This window comes from Ornithinibacillus liuyingii (assembly GCF_055550225.1).
In genome coordinates this window covers 72956-90927 of sequence record NZ_JBPWOS010000008.1, presented here as the reverse complement: position 1 = coordinate 90927, position 17972 = coordinate 72956, and the positions used below count along the sequence as shown (strand labels likewise).

18 protein-coding genes are annotated in these 17972 nt (G+C 38.6%); 9 read left to right on the top strand and 9 right to left on the bottom strand.

Translation table 11 applies throughout. From position 1 onward, the window contains the following. Nucleotides 1-70 precede the first annotated feature (70 nt). From pstC to pstB, 3 genes are read left to right on the top strand one after another with little or no spacing between them, the layout of a single operon-like run. Nucleotides 71-1027: a phosphate ABC transporter permease subunit PstC gene (gene pstC / locus ACSKT4_RS12200; protein WP_186868111.1), complete on the top strand. Its 957-nt coding sequence runs from the start codon at nt 71-73 to the stop codon at nt 1025-1027. A 1-nt stretch (nt 1028) separates the two neighbouring features. Then, entirely contained in the window at nt 1029-1913 is an 885-nt protein-coding gene (gene pstA / locus ACSKT4_RS12195; protein WP_186868112.1) for a phosphate ABC transporter permease PstA, read from the top strand. Nucleotides 1914-1964: 51 nt separating this feature from the next. Then, nucleotides 1965-2768, top strand: a complete 804-nt coding sequence (gene pstB, locus ACSKT4_RS12190) for a phosphate ABC transporter ATP-binding protein PstB (protein WP_255488060.1) — start codon at nt 1965-1967, stop codon at nt 2766-2768. Nucleotides 2769-2992: 224 nt separating this feature from the next. Here the strand turns inward: pstB and ACSKT4_RS12185 are convergent, their stop codons facing one another. Beyond that, a complete protein-coding gene (locus ACSKT4_RS12185; protein WP_255488045.1) occupies nt 2993-4552 on the bottom strand; it encodes a methyl-accepting chemotaxis protein in 1560 nt (519 codons plus the stop codon). 411 nt (nt 4553-4963) lie between these two features. On the opposite strand from ACSKT4_RS12185, the gene ACSKT4_RS12180 reads away from it, so the two are divergent. Genes ACSKT4_RS12180 through ACSKT4_RS12170 form a run of 3 tightly spaced genes read left to right on the top strand, consistent with a single transcriptional unit; the run spans nt 4964 to nt 6009 of the window. Further along, nucleotides 4964-5326 (top strand): DUF2089 domain-containing protein, encoded by a 363-nt coding sequence (locus ACSKT4_RS12180; RefSeq protein WP_186868114.1) that lies wholly within the window; start codon nt 4964-4966, stop codon nt 5324-5326. A 13-nt stretch (nt 5327-5339) separates the two neighbouring features. Next, complete coding sequence (locus tag ACSKT4_RS12175; RefSeq protein WP_186868115.1) at nt 5340-5714, top strand: SHOCT-like domain-containing protein; 375 nt, start codon at nt 5340-5342, stop codon at nt 5712-5714. 4 nt (nt 5715-5718) lie between these two features. Further along, entirely contained in the window at nt 5719-6009 is a 291-nt protein-coding gene (locus tag ACSKT4_RS12170; protein WP_186868116.1) for a hypothetical protein, read from the top strand. A gap of 48 nt (nt 6010-6057) precedes the next feature. On the opposite strand, the gene ACSKT4_RS12165 is transcribed toward ACSKT4_RS12170, so the two are convergent. Next, complete coding sequence (locus ACSKT4_RS12165; protein WP_186868117.1) at nt 6058-7308, bottom strand: MFS transporter; 1251 nt, start codon at nt 7306-7308, stop codon at nt 6058-6060. Nucleotides 7309-7485: 177 nt separating this feature from the next. On the opposite strand from ACSKT4_RS12165, the gene ACSKT4_RS12160 reads away from it, so the two are divergent. Both ACSKT4_RS12160 and ACSKT4_RS12155 read left to right on the top strand, forming a co-directional pair. Further along, nucleotides 7486-8028 (top strand): PadR family transcriptional regulator, encoded by a 543-nt coding sequence (locus ACSKT4_RS12160; protein WP_186868118.1) that lies wholly within the window; start codon nt 7486-7488, stop codon nt 8026-8028. An 11-nt stretch (nt 8029-8039) separates the two neighbouring features. Further along, the gene (locus ACSKT4_RS12155; protein ID WP_186868119.1) at nt 8040-8534 is read left to right on the top strand and encodes a DUF4188 domain-containing protein; all 495 of its coding nucleotides are present in this window, start codon (nt 8040-8042) and stop codon (nt 8532-8534) included. Between the two features lie 112 nt (nt 8535-8646). On the opposite strand, the gene ACSKT4_RS12150 is transcribed toward ACSKT4_RS12155, so the two are convergent. The 6 genes from ACSKT4_RS12150 to ACSKT4_RS12125 form a co-directional block, all read right to left on the bottom strand. Next, complete coding sequence (locus ACSKT4_RS12150) at nt 8647-9573, bottom strand: ABC transporter permease (protein ID WP_186868120.1); 927 nt, start codon at nt 9571-9573, stop codon at nt 8647-8649. A gap of 12 nt (nt 9574-9585) precedes the next feature. Continuing rightward, nucleotides 9586-10587: an ABC transporter permease gene (locus ACSKT4_RS12145; protein ID WP_186868121.1), complete on the bottom strand. Its 1002-nt coding sequence runs from the start codon at nt 10585-10587 to the stop codon at nt 9586-9588. A gap of 83 nt (nt 10588-10670) precedes the next feature. Continuing rightward, nucleotides 10671-12377 (bottom strand): ABC transporter substrate-binding protein, encoded by a 1707-nt coding sequence (locus ACSKT4_RS12140; RefSeq protein ID WP_186868467.1) that lies wholly within the window; start codon nt 12375-12377, stop codon nt 10671-10673. 17 nt (nt 12378-12394) lie between these two features. Continuing rightward, nucleotides 12395-13372: an ABC transporter ATP-binding protein gene (locus tag ACSKT4_RS12135; RefSeq protein ID WP_186868468.1), complete on the bottom strand. Its 978-nt coding sequence runs from the start codon at nt 13370-13372 to the stop codon at nt 12395-12397. Further along, complete coding sequence (locus ACSKT4_RS12130; protein WP_186868122.1) at nt 13347-14363, bottom strand: oligopeptide/dipeptide ABC transporter ATP-binding protein; 1017 nt, start codon at nt 14361-14363, stop codon at nt 13347-13349. The genes ACSKT4_RS12135 and ACSKT4_RS12130 overlap by 26 nt, the downstream gene beginning before the upstream one ends. 342 nt (nt 14364-14705) lie before the next feature. Beyond that, nucleotides 14706-15266 carry a CDP-alcohol phosphatidyltransferase family protein gene (locus ACSKT4_RS12125; protein ID WP_186868123.1) on the bottom strand — a complete coding sequence of 187 codons (561 nt, stop codon included), beginning with the start codon at nt 15264-15266 and terminating at the stop codon, nt 14706-14708. A 610-nt stretch (nt 15267-15876) separates the two neighbouring features. Here ACSKT4_RS12125 and spxA point away from each other — a divergent pair. Beyond that, nucleotides 15877-16272, top strand: a complete 396-nt coding sequence (spxA, locus tag ACSKT4_RS12120; protein ID WP_186868124.1) for a transcriptional regulator SpxA — start codon at nt 15877-15879, stop codon at nt 16270-16272. A 657-nt stretch (nt 16273-16929) separates the two neighbouring features. Here spxA and guaC read toward each other — a convergent pair. Next, a complete protein-coding gene (gene guaC / locus ACSKT4_RS12115; RefSeq protein WP_186868125.1) occupies nt 16930-17913 on the bottom strand; it encodes a GMP reductase in 984 nt (327 codons plus the stop codon). Between the last annotated feature and the right edge of the window lie 59 nt (nt 17914-17972).

Sequence of the window (17972 nt, the reverse complement as noted above, 5' to 3'; positions counted from 1 at the left end):
CATAAGATGAGGGCACCATATGCTCTCATCTTATTGTGACTTTTAGATTTGGAAGGAGAGCTGCAAAGAGATGGCAGCAAACAGTAAGCTTAAGCGCGATGATGCGATAGATGTAAAACGTATGATAGAGCAAAACAAGCAGTCCAAGAGCTTATCGGCAGTAACAGAAAGAGCTATTCCGATACTGTTATTCCTGTTTGCGATTATTACTGTTTTGACTACGGTTGGGATTGTATTGACACTGCTCTCTGAGACGATTGAATTTTTTAAGTTGGTTCCAATCTGGGAATTCTTTACTGGAACGGTGTTAAAACCGATTAGTCAAAATCCGGAATTTGGTGTGTTACCACTTATTAATGGGACTATTATTTCTTCCTTAATTGCCATGCTAGTGGCAGGACCTATCGGATTAATGGCTGCTATATATTTAAGTGAATATGCCTCTGATCGTGTAAGAAGAGTATTAAAGCCAATGCTAGAAATACTAGCAGGGATTCCTACCATTGTATACGGATTTTTTGCCTTCACATTTGTAACACCACTAATCCGCTCCATTTGGCCGGAAGTAGGGGCTACAAATATATTAAGCCCAGGTATTGTAATGGGAATCATGATTATTCCGATGATTGCTTCTTTGTCTGAAGATGCTATGTCATCTGTTCCTAATTCCATCCGCGAAGGTGCCTTAGGACTTGGGGCAACAAAGTTAGAAACGACATTTAAGGTCGTTATGCCAGCAGCACTGTCAGGAATTATTGCATCATTTGTACTTGGTATTTCACGTGCTATTGGCGAGACAATGATTGTTACAATCGCCAGTGGTAGTTCGAAAAACTTCACCTTTGATATTACCCAATCTATGCAGACGATGACGGCATATATAGTGGAGGTTTCTGGTGGAGAAGCCGCTGCAGGTACTACCGTTTACTACAGCCTTTATGCAGTAGCAATGACACTATTTGTCTTTACACTCATTATGAATTTACTTGCAAGATACGTCTCTCGTAAGTTTAGGGAGGAATATTAAGATGAAATATATGGATGCAGATAAAGTATCAAAGCGAATGGGTCCAAGAATCCTGAAGAATAATTTATTGAAAGGCCTTTTCCTATTAGCAACACTCTTTGGACTATTGGTATTAGCAATCTTAATATATCGTGTGGTAGTGGATAGTGTTGGTTGGATAGATTGGGACTTTTTAACGGGTAAATTATCAACAGACGCAGAACGTGCAGGAATTATGGGAGCTATTCTTGGTACTGTTTGGATGATGGCTGTGGTGGCACCAGTTACCTTGATTTTAGGAATTGGAACAGCTATTTACTTGGAGCTATATGCAAGAAAAGGACGCTTTCAATCTATCATTCAAACAAATATTGCCAACCTTGCCGGTGTACCGTCAATCGTTTATGGAATCTTAGGATTAACTATTTTTGTACGTGCAATGGAGATGGGTAATATCGTGTTAGCTGGTGGATTAACGCTATCTTTATTAATCTTACCGATTGTCATTGTGGCAGCACAAGAAGCAATTCGTGCAGTTCCAGGCTATTTAAGTGAAGCATCATATGGAATGGGTGCAACCAAATGGCAAACTATCAAGAATGTAATCTTACCAGCGGCCTTACCTGGAATATTAACGGGTGCGATATTAGCGCTTTCCCGTGCAATTGGAGAGACCGCTCCACTTACTGTAATTGGAATACCTGCATTGATTTTACCGTTCCCAGGAGGAATCTTTGATAAGTTCACAGCACTTCCAATGCAAATTTACTATTGGACATTAGATTCATCCTTGGTAGCAGAATATGCAAACTTAGCAGCAGCAACTATAGTCGTTTTATTACTGCTATTGTTTGTATTGAATTCGGCAGCAATCTTTATCCGAAATAAGTTCCAACAACGTTTCTAAGTTAAGGAGGATATAGTCTTGAGTCTTTTAACAGTTAAGGAGAATAGTAGTATGTTAAATAATAGTGAAACCGTTGCGGTATCTCCTAGTCTTGCGAATAAAAATGTTGTGTTTGACACAAAGGAGTTAAACCTTTGGTATGGTGAGACACATGCTTTAAAAGATATTAATCTTACTATTAATGAAAAAGAGGTAACAGCCATTATTGGTCCATCTGGCTGTGGTAAATCGACCTATTTAAAAACATTAAATCGTATGGTGGAATTAGTTCCAACCGTCCGCACAACTGGTGAAATCAATTACAAAGGTAGAAGTATTCTAGATAAGTCATTCAAAGTAGAAGATTTAAGAACTCATGTTGGTATGGTATTCCAAAAACCAAATCCATTTCCAAAATCAATCTATGATAATATTGCCTATGGTCCAAGAATTCATGGAATCCGTAATAAAAAGATTCTAGATGAAATCGTGGAGAAAAGTCTTCGTGGTGCTTATATTTGGGATGAAGTGAAGGATCGATTAAAGGAAAATGCTTACGGACTTTCCGGTGGGCAGCAACAACGTTTATGTATAGCTCGTACACTAGCAATCGAACCAGATGTTATCCTAATGGATGAGCCTACCTCAGCGCTAGATCCAAAGTCTACATTAAAGATTGAGGACCTTGTTCAAGAGCTGAAAAAGGATTACTCCATTATCATCGTAACGCATAATATGCAACAAGCAGCCCGTATTTCTGATCGTACTGCCTTTTTCTTAAATGGAGAAGTAGTAGAGATGGACGAAACAGATACTATTTTTACAAAACCAAAAGATAATCGCACAGAAGATTATATTTCTGGACGTTTTGGATAAACTATATAATGAATTTCATCTTCCCCCTTTGATGAATATAGAAAAGACCGGCCAAAGTGCCGGTCTTTTTGTATGCATTCTAATATTTATAAAGTAAAAGCCTCAGGTCGTAAATCGTTTAGGATAATGTCTTTTCATAAAAATAATGCGGAATACATGATAAAACCTCTTATTATGTATTCCGCAGTTTAGTTCATCAAGATTATGATAGAGTTAACTACCCACTACTGTATAGTAAATTGCTTCGTGCTTTCTGTCAGTGATTTCGATATGTCGGTAAGCTTTAATCCGACCTCATGTGTATGTTCCATCTGCTTTATTTGACCTTCACTACTTGCAAGCATTTCTTCTGCGCTTGCCAGTGTCTCTTGTGACACCGATAGGAAGCCAAATGTTTCTTTTTCTAATGACGGTAATAGCTGCTCTAGTTCCTTTAATTCCCCTTGAACACCTTGAAGCTCTGTACTTACTTCAAATATTTCTTGCATCATTTCATCTATCGAAAACTTGGCTTCGTTAGACTTGATTAGTGTATTGGTTGTCTTGACTAACATATTTTCAAATTCATTTGTCGCGGTCTCGGTGACCTGCTCCATGTTAGAAATGGATTCGGTGATCTGTTCGGCAGCATTTGACGATTGTTCAGCGAGTTTGCCCACTTCATTTGCGACTACAGCGAAGCCTTTACCAGCATCTCCTGCGCGGGCAGCCTCAATGGACGCATTTAAAGATAGTAATTTAGTTTGTTCTGCAATGCCTTGAATCAGCCCAACTAGCTTATTAATGGACTTTGAATAGGATTGGACATGTTGGATTGTCTTAGTTAAGTGTTCGAACTCTTGCTTAAATGTATTGACCGTGTTAATTAACTCTGTCATATTCTTTTCACCATGTTGTGCGGAGTGATTCATTTGATTTGCACTGGAAAAGATTTCTCCCATGCTTTCAATCATTTGTTCAATTTTATCCTTCATAATTTTAAAGGACTCAGAACTCCCCTCTGAGCTACTTGCGGTTTGCTCTGCTCCTACTTTTACGGTCTGTATGGCATCGATTAAATCTTGACTAGATGCAAGTGTATTTTCGGACGATTGCTGTAACTCTGTACCAGTTTGTTCAAGGTTAGTGGTTGTATCTTTAATTTGATGGAGCATGGAACGCATATGATTAATCATAGCATTGTAGCTTTTATCTAAAGAGGATATTTCTGGGATGCTCGTATTTATTTCAGTGGAATCCTCTCGTAAATCACCATTTCTCACTTTCTTCATTTTTTCTCTTAAGATGGAAAGTGGCTTTGATATCTTATTGGTAAAAATAGTAATGACGAATGAGGATATTAGAATACCGATAAGAATAATACTAATCATAATGATAGCGAGTTGGTTAACTGGCTTCATATAGGTAGCGGTCGGTACGACTAATACATATTTTCCCTCAAGGTTACTAATCGCTTTAATACTTAATGTGAAGTCCTGTCCGTCAATTGAAGTATGTAGGATACCATCCTCTGCATTTAGTATGGTTTCTAGCAAGGAATCGGATATCGGCGGAAGGGTGTTATCACTAACTTTAAATGGAATGAGTTCATCATCTATCGTATAAAAATAATCGGAGACGATTTCATCATTGGTTAGCTTTGTTTGCTGGTCACGTACACTGATGTTAACCTGCTGCATGAAGTAATCATATTGATCGTCACTAGGATAGACAAATTTTAAATTGTCCACCAGATACTCCATTAATTCGGCTTCACGTACGAGTCTATTTTCAATTGCTTCCATTGTGGTATTACGCGAAATCGTGTACGCACTTACACCTACTGCAACGACTGTGAGGGTTAAAAGAATAATGAATATCTAGGATACGACTTCGTAGGCTTCTTTCCCGTTTGTTTCGGCTTTTATTCTTATCAGAGCTGTTCAATGTAAAACCTCCACATTAGCATTCTAGTATATAGTAAATTATACCAACGTAGTGTAAAGCCAATGTTAAATTCATGTGAATTTATAGTTCTTTAGACATAGGAATCAATTACCCGATGGTTAGGCGTGTGCGAATTGTAAATTAAAATTATTAACTAACGGATTAAAAATATTAATCAAAATGATAAATAATCTTAAAATAATCCATTTCATGTTTACAAAAATGCTGGAATTGTATATAATAATATCAAAATAAGGAAAGGGATTATCATGACACATCCATTAATTACGCAATGTCCAGTTTGTAGCAATACATTAACCGTAACGAAACTTCAATGTAACCACTGTAATACGACAATTGAAAATGACTTTTCACTTTCCAAATTTAACCTTTTATCCAAGGAACAGCTAGACTTTATTGAAACCTTTATTGTTGCGAGAGGGAATATTAAAGAAGTTGAAAAGGAGCTAGGAATTTCATATCCAACTGTTAGAGGAAAATTAAGTGATATTATTCAAGCATTAGGATATGAAACTAGACAAAAGACCGTCCTAGATGAACGTGCAATTCTTGGTATGCTGGAAAAAGGGGAAATTACACCTGACGAAGCAATTAAAATGTTAAAAGAATAAGGAGGAGAATAAAGTGAAGGAAGAAATTTCAAAAATATTGAAGATGATGGAAGAAGGAAAGATTGATGCAGATAAAGCGGGTGAGTTAATAGCTGTATTAAAGGATAAAGAAGAGAAAGGGAAGTCTTCCAATTATCTCAATAAAACGTTAAAGGTTAGAATTCAATCCAATGAAAGTGATATCGTTAATGTTAACTTGCCAATAAGACTATGTCAGGCAGTATTGAAGGCTGGCCACGGCATAGCAGCTAATATTCCAGAGGCAGAGAAATATGTAAAGGATATAGATATTAATCTTATTTTAGAAGCAATTGATCAAGAAGTAGAAGGTCAAATCGTCGATATCGTATCAGGAGATGGCGATAAAGTCGCTATATTCGTAGAGTAAGAGAATGATTAAAGTAACGATAAGAACGAGTAAGAATAGAGGATTTACCATTCCAGTACCCTACTTTGTATTACATCTTGGAACCAACATAATTTGTACGAATATGGTTTGGAAAAGGATTATAAGACGAACCAATAACTCCTATGACAATCATTCCACAACATTGACTCCTATTCATAAACAATTGATCAAACCACTTCTCAAACAAGTAATCAAAGAAGCACAAAATTACCGAGGCGAAACAATAGTAGAATTACGACAATCAGGTAAGGAAGAAATAACGATTAGACTATAAGGGAGATCGCCCATAACTGAGGGCAATCTCTCTTCGTTATTCCTCAAACTATTCTTCTTCTGTAGATTTCAATCGACGAAATACAACAAAGAAGTAAACCGATCCAATTAGATACAATCCTGCCGTTATCGTAAAGATATGTGCATACCCCCAATAGGAGCCGTACATCATCACTATCGAAGTAGATACCGGTCCCATAAACGCCCAACCAAGTTGAAATACCATTTGGTTAATCGAGTTCGCTAATCCCTTCACAGAATCATCGACTTTAGACATCATAAGTGATGACTGAATCGGGTTACCAGCATTCATAAGTGCCTGCCTGAATAAGAATCCAAGGCTAGCTAAGAGTAGATTTTCCGTATAGGCTGTTAACAATAGAAACGGAAGAGAGGAAAGCTGTAAATAAACAACGGCCCGAACTTCTCCAACCTTCTTTACTACAACTGGACCAATAAACATGGCAACCGCTGTAGCGGCCTGACCTAATGAAATGATTAGTCCAATCATGGAATTAGATGCAGCAAACCGGTCAGCGAAATATAGGTTTAAATAGGGAATGACAAGCCCACTACCAAACCCGATTAATAGCTGTGCTACTGCAAATAAAGCAATGACCTTAAAACCAGTTTTATTTACCTTTAAAAACTCTCTAAATGGTACTCTATCAACTTTCTCCACTTTAGGTTTCGGCTTCTCAACCATTTTAATAATGGGGAAGAATGCTACTAAATAAAAGATACTCCCAATCATTAATGTAAAACGAATAGCACTTAAATCACTGGTAAACAGTGAAAAGAAGTCCGTTAACGTACCACCAAGTAAACTGCCAACGACATTAGCCGCCGTCATAATAGCAGCGTGCAGACTAAAGAGATGAACACGTTGCTTTGGGTTCGAGTTCTCTGCGAGCCAGGGAATCGAAGAAACCTGAAGGAACGCTGTGAAGACCCCGGTAGCAAACCCTGTTATTAATAGAAGTGATTGCAGTTCTACTAAACTACGTAAAATAAGAATTAGTCCGGTAAGTAGCACGCCAAATGCCATAACTCGCTTTCTACCTAGCTTATCACTCATTATCCCAGCTGGAACAAGAATAATAGCCGTGGCTAGAGCAGTTAATGCAATGACTTGACCATTAACATCATGGCTAAGTCCAAGCTCTTGGATATAAATATTATAAATGACCATAAACATACCCATCCCGATTTGGGAGAAGATGTTGGCCCATATTGCTAGTTTAATATTTTGGTTGTAGGTCTTTAGCTGTTCAGACCATTCTTTAAGGAATATCGCCATTGTTATGTCGCCTCTCCTGGTATTTCGTGTCCCTAAGTAATATACAATCAATTGCGTGAAAAGTAAACGGAAGTGATGAGAATTTAATGAAAAAAATAAAAAAACCTATTGCCAATTTTCGCAAATTACGATAAATTATATATCATAAAGATATATATCAAGAAGATAGGTGTTAATATGGCGAAAACAAATCATACAAAATATGCAATATTAGGCTTACTAACAACAGGCTGTAGAACAGGTTATCAAATGAAGCAAATGATGGATACGAGCTTGAATCACTTTTGGAAAATAAGCTACGGACAAATTTATCCAACGCTGAAGCAAATAGTGGAGGAGGGGCTAGCAACTGTACAAGATATACCTCAGGATGGAAAACCAGATATAAAAGAGTACTTACTTACCGAAGCAGGGGAGAAGGAACTTCGTCAATGGCTCTCCTCACCATTAGAAAATATCCCAGTGGCAAAGAATGAAGTACTCCTAAAGCTATTCTTTAGTCGACATCAACCTAAGGAAACTACTATCGAGTATTTAGTGCATTATCAAGAAATTCTACAAGAACGACTTCACACATATGAGGGAATAGAGGAATTAATTCAGATTCATTCTATAGAGAAGGCGGATGCACAATATTGGCTGTTTACGCTAGATTACGGTAAGCAAATAACGGCCGCTGAAATTATGTGGTGTAAGGATACAATAAATAAATTAAGTTAAGGGGGAGTATTATGGGGCAGAAAGTATATCCGGGTAGATACACAACAGAAAATAATGAGGATGTCGTCGTATTTATTATTGGAATGAGGATTAATAAACGATGGGCATTTCGTAAATGGTTTCCTGTGTTTAAAGCTATGCCTGGCATGATCAGGGAGTTATATGAGAATAAAGACGAATTAGGCTTTCTTTCCATGGAAAGCTTCTATGGATTGCGTACAACTATTATGATTTCCTATTGGCGGTCAACAGATGATTTACTAGCCTATGCTAGGGGTGCTAAACATTTAGCTGCCTGGAGAGAATTTAATCAGAAGGTCGGGGATAATGATGCGGTCGGTATCTATCATGAAACCTATTCCGTTCCAAAAGGAAGCTATGAATCGGTGTATGGTAATATGCCATTATTTGGTCTAGCAAAGGCAAAAAAAAATCGGCTCATTACACCTGAGATCAGAACAGCTAAAAAACGATTATCAGCGGTAAAGACAAATTCTTCAAACTGATGATTTTGCTGGTAAGAAGGGATATCATAAACTTCCGCAAGATGTTTATAACTAGCTAGGATAAAAGGGATTAGCTCCCAATATAAGGAGCTAATCCCTTTTATATGAATTCCTAATTCTTCATCTTCGGATCAAGTGCATCCCTTAACCCATCTCCAACAAGGTTAAATCCTAATACGACTAACATAATCGATACACCTGGGAAAATTAATGTCCATGGTGCTAATTGGATAAAGTCACGAGAGCTTGCTAGCATTGCTCCCCATTCTGGATCAGGTGGCTGAGCGCCAAGCCCTAGGAACCCAAGTGCTGCTGCTTCTAAAATAGCGGTACCAAAGCTTAATGTTGCTTGAACGATTATCGGGGCAACACTATTTGGTAGTATGTGATGAAAAATAATTCTTCCATTCTTCATCCCTTGGGCCCTTGCTGCCATAATAAATTCTTCTTCTCGTAAACTAATTACTTTAGATCGTATTAGTCTACCAAATATCGGGATATTAACAATAGCAATAGCGATTAATGCATTTTGTAGTGATGCCCCTAAGATTGCTACAATTGCAATGGCAAGGAGAATACTAGGAAAGGCTAGTAAAATATCAAACATACGTGAAATGATCATGTCAATCCATCTTCCATAATACCCAGCAATAACGCCAAGCAACGTACCGAAAAGAAGAGCGCCTGTAACAGCGAAAAATCCAACCTGTAGGGATATCCGTGCCCCATAAGCGATTCTAGTAAAAATATCTCTCCCAACATCATCAGTACCAAACCAATGCTCACCAGATGGCGGTTGTAGGCGGTTAACTGGATTAATCTTATCGTATGGATAGGATGTAATCAAAGGAGCAAAGAGAGCAATTAAAATGAAAAATAGAATAATGATCATACCGGCTATTGCGAAATGATTTTTACGCAGCTGACGTAAGGAATCCTTCCATGGTGATATGGCTTTTATGTCTTCTTGTTCTGGTTGAATGGTATCGCTCAAATGATTATGTTGTGTGGATGTTTCATTCTTGTCTTGTAATTTCATGACCCGCCCCCCTTAGTAATTAATCCTTGGATCAATAAATTTATAGAGTAGGTCTACAACCAGATTAATGATCACAAATAAAAATGCAATAACTAAGATGCCGGACTGTATAACCGGGTAGTCCCGATACGTAATAGCCTCGTAGATATAACGTCCAACACCTGGCCAACTAAATATCGTTTCGGTTAATATCGCGCCACCTAAGAGAACTCCAGTTTGAAGGCCGATGACGGTTAGGACAGGGATTAAGGCATTTTTAAGCGCATGCTTATAAATGATTAAGAACTGGCCAGATCCTTTAGCTCGTACAGTTCTAATGTAATCTGACTTCATGACCTCTAGCATGCTGGAACGAGTCATCCTAGCGATAATGGCCATAGGAATGGTTCCTAAGGCGATACTTGGTAATACTAAGTGCTTTAATATGGTCACGGTCCTAGAAAAATCACCATGTAATATCGAATCCAGTACATAAAAATATGTAATTGGTTCCATTGGATCTCGATTATCTTGTCTTCCGCTCGAAGGAAACCAGCTTAGTTCTTGAGCAAAAATCCATTGCTCCATTAATGCTAGCCAGAACACGGGAATCGATACGCCAATTAGAGCAACTAACATGGCGAGAAAGTCAAACCACGAATTTTGCTTCCATGCACTAATAATTCCTGCATTCACACCGATAATGATTGCGAACGCCATCGCAAATAAGGTTAATTCAAATGTAGCTGCAATATAAGGCCATATTTCCTCAGAGATAGGCGTCTTTGTTTTTAATGATGTTCCTAAATCACCCTGAAGTAGATCAGATATATAAATGGTATATTGTACGGCATATGGTTCGTTTAGTCCCATGCTTTCTTCCAAGTCCCTTATGGCTGTTTCGCTTGCTGTTTCTCCTAAGATGACTTGTGCAGGGTTACCTGGTATTAGATGGACAATAGAAAATGTAATGAGTGTCATCCCGATTAAGACGGGAATGAGCATTAGTAAACGACGGACGGTATAGGAGAACATTCTTTCACCTCAGTCTTTTGGGAAATCCGAGTCTATAAAAGGGAAGGGTAGTAGAAAGTGCTACTACCCTTATCTCTGTTACATTAATTCTCAATTTCGACTTCTGCTAAGGATTCGCTTGTTGATGGGTGTGGTACATAATTCTTTACTTGTGATGTTGTTGCTAATACAGGTCTAGAGTGCACTAACGGAACCATTGGGGCGTCTTCTGCTATTAGGGCTTGTGCCTGTTTATACAGCTCAGCACGTTCATCTTGGTCTATAGCTACTTTAGCTGCATCAAGTAATTTATCCACTTCTGGATTAGCATAGAATTCACGGTTACTTGTTCCAACATTGCTACCGTGAAGTAAGCTACTTAAGAAATAATCAGGATCCCCATTCGTACCTGACCATCCCAGCATATACATTTGATGTTCCCCGTTCATTGTTTTCTCAAGATATGGGGCCCATTCTTCTCTGACAATCTTAGCCGTAATACCGATGTCAGCTAAATTACTTTGAATAATAACCGCAACAGTTTCTGGATCTGGCATATATGGACGAGCAACAGGCATTGTCCATAATTCGATTTCCAGTCCATCTGCATAACCAGCTTCGGCTAATAGCTCCTTCGCTTTGTCGACATCATATGGGTAGCCTTCTAATTCATCGTTATACCCCATATAGCTTGGAGGTAATGGGTTCTTAGCTGGTACAGCATACCCGGCATACAAGGCGTCTGCAATTGCTTGACGGTCGATAGCATAACTGATTGCTTGACGTAGTGTTTTATTTGTAAATGGTTCCTTTTCAACATTAAAGCCAACATAACCAAAGTTATTCTCTGCACGTTCGTGAAGAATTAGATTTTCATCTGTTTCAACACCGGCAGCATCATCTGGATTTAATCCATCCATAATGTCAATTTCTCCAGAACGAAGTGCGATAAGTCGCGCCGCGTTATCCGGAATAACCGTAAATACGACACGGTCTAATTTTGGCTGCCCCTCGACACGATAGTCTTCAAATTTCTCTAAAACTATGGAATCATCCTTACTCCAGCTGACAAATTTAAAAGGCCCAGTACCCACCGGATTTTCATTAATTCTTGAACCAAATTCCTCAAGAGCAGCTGGTGATGTAATAGCAAAGTAGGACATCGCCATATTCTGTAAGAAGAATCCTAAAGGTCGATTTAGGACAAATTCAATTTCATGATCATTGATGACGTTAATTTCTTTAATGACATGCCCCTCGTCTCCTTTGTACCCGCCAAACATCGTTCCGTACATGGAGTATACGTAGCCATCATCTGAAAAGGAATAATCGTGATCTGGATCTGACCAACGTTCAAAGTTAACCTTAACGGCCTCCGCATTAAACTCTGTTCCGTCATGGAATGTTACCCCTTCTTCTAAATAAAAGGTATAGGTTAACCCGTCTTCAGAAACTTCCCAGTCATGGGCTAACGATGGAACTACCTCAAAAGATTCCTTATCAAAATCAAGTAAACCTTCTAATACCTGCTTCGTTACCCTAGAGGATTCCCCATCTGTCGTACTACCAGGGTCAAGACTTTCTGAATCACCACCACGTGCAAAGATTAGAACTTGATCCCCGCCACCAGCTGCTGCTTCTTCGGTATCGTTTTCCTTATCATCTGTTTCGGTAGAGTCAGTATCTGCTGGATTGTCTGTTTCCTCTGGCTCATTACCACCACTACATGCAGCCAATAATAAAAGAAAAGCTAGAAATAGTGTGATAAACAGTGATTGCTTAAACTTCACATAAATTCCCCCTATTAACATTTTAATATTGTAATATTTCATTGCGCTGTCTCATTGTATAAATGACAGGCAACAAAATGATTAACCTCAACTGGTTCAAACTCAGGCCTTACCTGTTTGCAAATCTCCATCGCCACCGGGCATCTGGTGTGAAATGCGCAGCCAGAAGGTGGATTAGATGGACTTGGAACATCACCTTGCAATATAATTCTTTCCTTTTCCACATCCGGGTCAGGTACTGGTACAGCGGATAGAAGTGCCTTTGTATATGGATGTTTTGGTTCATCGTAGAGTTTATCTTTTTCCGTTAGTTCTACCAATCTACCTAAATACATAACACCTACACGGTCACTGATATGCTTAACTACACTTAGATCATGGGCGATAAAGACATAGGTTAAGTTAAATTGATCGCGTAAGTTTTCCATTAAGTTTAGAATTTGTGATTGTACGGAAACATCAAGTGCTGACACAGGCTCATCACAGATAATGAGTTTTGGGTTATTCGCTAGTGCTCTTGCAATACCTATCCGCTGTCTTTGTCCCCCACTGAATTGATGTGGGTAACGGGAGGCGTGATAGCTGCTGAGCCCAACAACCTCTAACAATTCCTTCACACGAGCTTTGCGTTCTAATTTGCTCATGCCATGAACTAAGAGAGGCTCGCTAATAATCTTTTCTACGGTATGCCTCGGGTTTAAAGAAGCATATGGATCTTGGAAAATGATTTGCATGTCTCGGCGTAGCTTTCTCATCGATTCGGCGTTCAGCTTCGTTACGTCCTGCCCTTCAAATTTTACTTCTCCATCAGTAGGTTCAATCAGGCGGAGTATGCTTTTTCCAGTTGTAGATTTACCACATCCGGACTCTCCAACGATTCCTAATATTTCTCCGGGGTTAACGGTAAATGAAATATCATCTACTGCCTTTACCTCGCCCACCTTTTTTCCAAGCACCCCACCCCGGATGTCAAAGTATTTCTTTAAATGATTAACTTCTAATATTGGATTGTGCATCATGTACTACCTTCCTTTCTCCATCGTTTAATAAAAAGCACCGGCTGGAACGATTGTTAGCTAAGGAAAATAGTTCGGGAGTTTCTGTACTGCAACGCTCAAAGGCGAATTCACAACGATCTTTGAACCTGCAGCCGTTCATCCCCATCTTGGGTTTTGGAACCGTACCAGGGATGGAGTATAGTTTTTGATTTTTTTCATGGAGTTTTGGAATGGAGCGGATTAGCCCTTTCGTATAGGGATGTGTTGGATCTTTTAATATCTCTCGGGTGGTTCCTTCTTCTACTACTTGACCAGCATACATAACCACTACTCGGTCACAGATTTCAGCTACGACACCGAGGTCATGTGTAATCAATAAAATAGCAGTATCCTTCTCTTTATTTAACTTCTTCATGAGGTCTAGAATCTGGGCTTGTATCGTCACATCTAATGCGGTTGTTGGTTCATCGGCAATCAATATCTCTGGATCACAAGACATTGCGATGGCAATCATTACCCGCTGTCGCATACCACCGGATAATTGATGCGGATATTCGTTCATGACTTCTTCCGCACGTGGTATTCCTACTAGCTTAAGCATCTCAATCGACTTTTGGTTAGCTTTATTTTTAGACACCTTTTGATGGATTCGAATTGCCTCGCGTAACTGATTACCAATTGTGAATAATGGGTCTAACGAGGTCATTGGTTCTTGGAATATCATGGATATTTCATTACCTCGTATATCTTTGATTCTTTTCTTTGATGCTTTTAGAAGATCTTCATCTTTAAAATAGATAGACCCTCCTACGATTTTTCCGGGAGGACTGGGTACCAATTGCATAATCGATAGAGAGGTAACACTTTTTCCACAGCCTGATTCACCGACAATGCCAACTACTTCTCCCTTATGTACAGTAATACTTACACCATCTACAGCAGGAATTTCTCCTTGATCGGTAAAGAAGTGTGTATGTAGGTCTACAATTTTTAGAACTTCATCTGACACACAAGTAACCCCCTTTGGTAGTTGCTTTTCTAGACCTTTTTAAGTAGCATATTGAATTTTTGCTTGTGATATTACTAGGTCAGTAAAATTAGCTATAAAAAGAAAGGAAAGCATCATCGTCATGCTAATGCTTTAGCAATACTTATTCCACATAATAGAACAAAAACCCTTCTAAATGTCGAAAGATTACAATAATTCTTAAAAATGGACAGCGGTCGACATCGATGTGTCGAAAGGGGGATGTTGAGGGGATAAAAGAAGGACAAATGCCATTGGGCGCCATAAAGGGAAAGTAACAGTGATGTAATAGAGCTTATAAAAAGACCGCCTAAATGGGCGGTCTTAAGAAGGGTTCCGATATAGCTTTAAAAATTCCGGAATATATAAGATGAACGATAACGCTAGAAATACTCCTGTAATCAACATCAGGAGTGAGGCGTAGTGTGGGCTGATTTCAGGAAAAGCAATAAGGATAAATGCTGCAGCGTAAAATATAGCTGTAGAAACTTTTCCGAACCACATGGCCCCATCTAACTTTTTACCTTTTTTCAGAAGGATTAGTCCGTTTATACCCATGAACAATTCTTTCACAACTAGTAATAAGACTAGTATCCACATGTAGTCATACCGAAACATCAAGCACCCAACAATAGCTGCCTGCGTTAACTTGTCTGCAATAGGATCTATTGTTTTACCGAGTTCGGTTATTTGATTAAACTTCCGGGCGATGAGCCCATCGAACATATCTGTTAGTCCTGATAATAAAATGATAAGTGCTGCTACGTAATAATCGGACGTACTGTTTGCGGTTATGTAAATATAAACGAAAATTGGAATTAAAAGCAGTCTTATGTAAGATAGAATATTCGGTATGGACCATATTTCTTTTGCTGTAAGCTTCATATAATTTCCTCCTAGGAGCAGCTTAACTTAGATAGTAATTTGTCCCTATTGGTATTGTAATGGTTATGGATAATATTGGGAAGTAGAAGGTAACAAAAAAGTAGCATTGGAATGAAAGAATCCAAATGGTAAGGTTTTCATGATAAAGTAATAGTAGTTATTGGTTAGTGTATGACGAAATGGAATATAAAAGAATCATGTAGAAAAGGGTTATGCTTTAGTAAAGAAATATACGTGAAGTAGGATGGGTCCCGAAAGAATGTCTGTAGAGGGAAATGGCTTTGGATGGAGACCAATAAAAATGAATTTACATGAGTAAATAAAATAAAACACTTATTCTGCATAATTTACAAACCTTTTTGGGCATACTTTCCAATGTGGCTTTTTCTTGTGTTATAATTAATATATTGATTATAACTGAGTAAAGAAAGTAAGGTTGACAGTGCAGATTAGCTGTAATAAAATTATATTGAATTAAAGATATTTATAAGGATAACTATATCAGTTTTTTATATGGGCAAAGCCTAGTCTTTCAAAGATTGAACCATAGGAAATACATCTGTGGATGAGTTTTTGTTAAATCTCTTATAGAGAGAAAGGAAGTAATTACATGGTAACACTTTACGTTACACCAAGTTGTACATCCTGCAGAAAGGCAAAAGCATGGTTTCAAGAAAACAATATACCATACAAAGAAAGAAATATCTTTTCGGAACCGTTAACATTCGAAGAAATAAAAGGGATTTTACGCCTAACTGAAGACGGTACCGAGGAAATTATTTCAGAACGGTCAAAAGTTTTCAAGGAGATTGATGTAGACATTGAGCAATTACCAATGAAGGAGCTATATCAATTAATCCAAGAAAATCCAGGATTATTAAGAAGACCGATTATTATTGACGAGAAGCGTCTTCAAGTAGGCTATAACGAAGATGAAATTCGTCGTTTCTTACCAAGATCAGTTCGTACATTCCAGCTACACCAACTTCAAAAGATGGTGGACTAGATTAAATGGGGTGAGCACTTTTAAACAGTGCTCACCTTTTTTTTAAAGATAAGAAAAAAATTCCGCTTTGCCACAGTGTTTCTAGCTGTGGTATTTTTATGCGGATGGGATGGAGGCGGACAGTTGGTGCCCTATTTCGGTTGGGTGAGGAGAAAAGGGTAACAGAGGGAAAGTGTCAGTGCCCTATTTCGGTTGGGCGAGGAGAAAAAGGTAACAGAGGGAAAGTGTCAGTGCCCTTATTTGATAGGGTGAGGAGAAAAGGGTAACAGAGAGATAGTGTCAGTGCCCTTATTCGGTTGAGCGAGGAGAAAAAGGTAACAGAGGGGTAGTATCAGTGCCCTAATTCGGTTGAGCGAGGAGAAAAAGGTAACAGAGGAGTAGTATCAATGCCCTAATTCGGTTAAGCGAGGAGAAAAAGGTAACAGAGGAAAGTGTCAGTGCCCTAATTCGGTTAAGCGAGGATAAAAAGGTAACAGAGGGAAAGTGTCAGTGCCCTAATTCGGTTGAGTGAGGATAAAAAGGTAACAGAGGGGAAGTATCAGTGCCTTAATTCGGTTGGTTGAGGAGAAGAGGGTAACAGGGGGAAGTATCAATATCTTTTCGGCAGCATAGAAAAACGAACACATTCTGTAATGACAAGAATGTGTTCGTTTTTTTTTAGTATACTTTGTCACCATTAAAAATAGAGTTTTTAACGATTACATAATCCACATTACGAATAGCATCGAGCGTTTTGCCACCAGCATAGGAAATAGAAGATTGAAGATCTTGCTCCATTTCAATGAGTGTATCCTTTAGTGAGCCTCTATGCTCCACTAGCATTTTCTTACCTTCTACATTCTTTCTTTCACCCTTTTGGAATTCAGAAGCGGAACCAAAGTATTCCTTATATAGCTTGCCATCTCTCTCTACAGTCTCACCAGGTGATTCCTCGTGCCCAGCAAATAGAGAACCAATCATGACCATGCTAGCGCCAAAACGGACAGACTTCGCAATATCACCGTGTGTACGAATGCCACCGTCAGCAATGATAGGTTTACTTGCTGCTTTTGCACACCAACGAAGTGCAGCTAATTGCCATCCGCCAGTACCAAAGCCAGTTTTAATTTTTGTTATACATACTTTACCAGGTCCAATTCCAACCTTAGTAGCGTCAGCACCAGCATTTTCTAATTCTCGTACTGCTTCTGGTGTTCCGACATTACCAGCAATAACAAAGCTTCCTGGTAGTGTCTTTTTAATATGTTGAATCATTTCGATAACCGCATTGGAATGACCATGGGCAATATCGATTGTAATATATTCTGGTGTTAAATTATTAGTAGCTAATTCTTCAATAAAGCGATATTCCTCTTCTTTTACGCCAACACTAATGGATGCGTATAATCCGCGTTCTTGCATATCCTTAACGAAGTCTAAACGCTTCTCTGGTTGGAAGCGATGCATGATATAGAAATAGCCTTCCTCAGCTAATTTCAAGGCAATCGTTTCATCTATAATGGTTTGCATATTAGCGGGTACTACAGGTAATTTAAATTTGCGACCACCGAATGTAATAGATGTATCACATTCTGAACGGCTATTTACAACACATTTTGCGGGAATTAACTGGATATCTTCGTAATCAAATACGTTTTCCATAATTAGCACTCCTAAATACGAATATTTTATCGTATGATAATAATAATTGTTCGCCATCA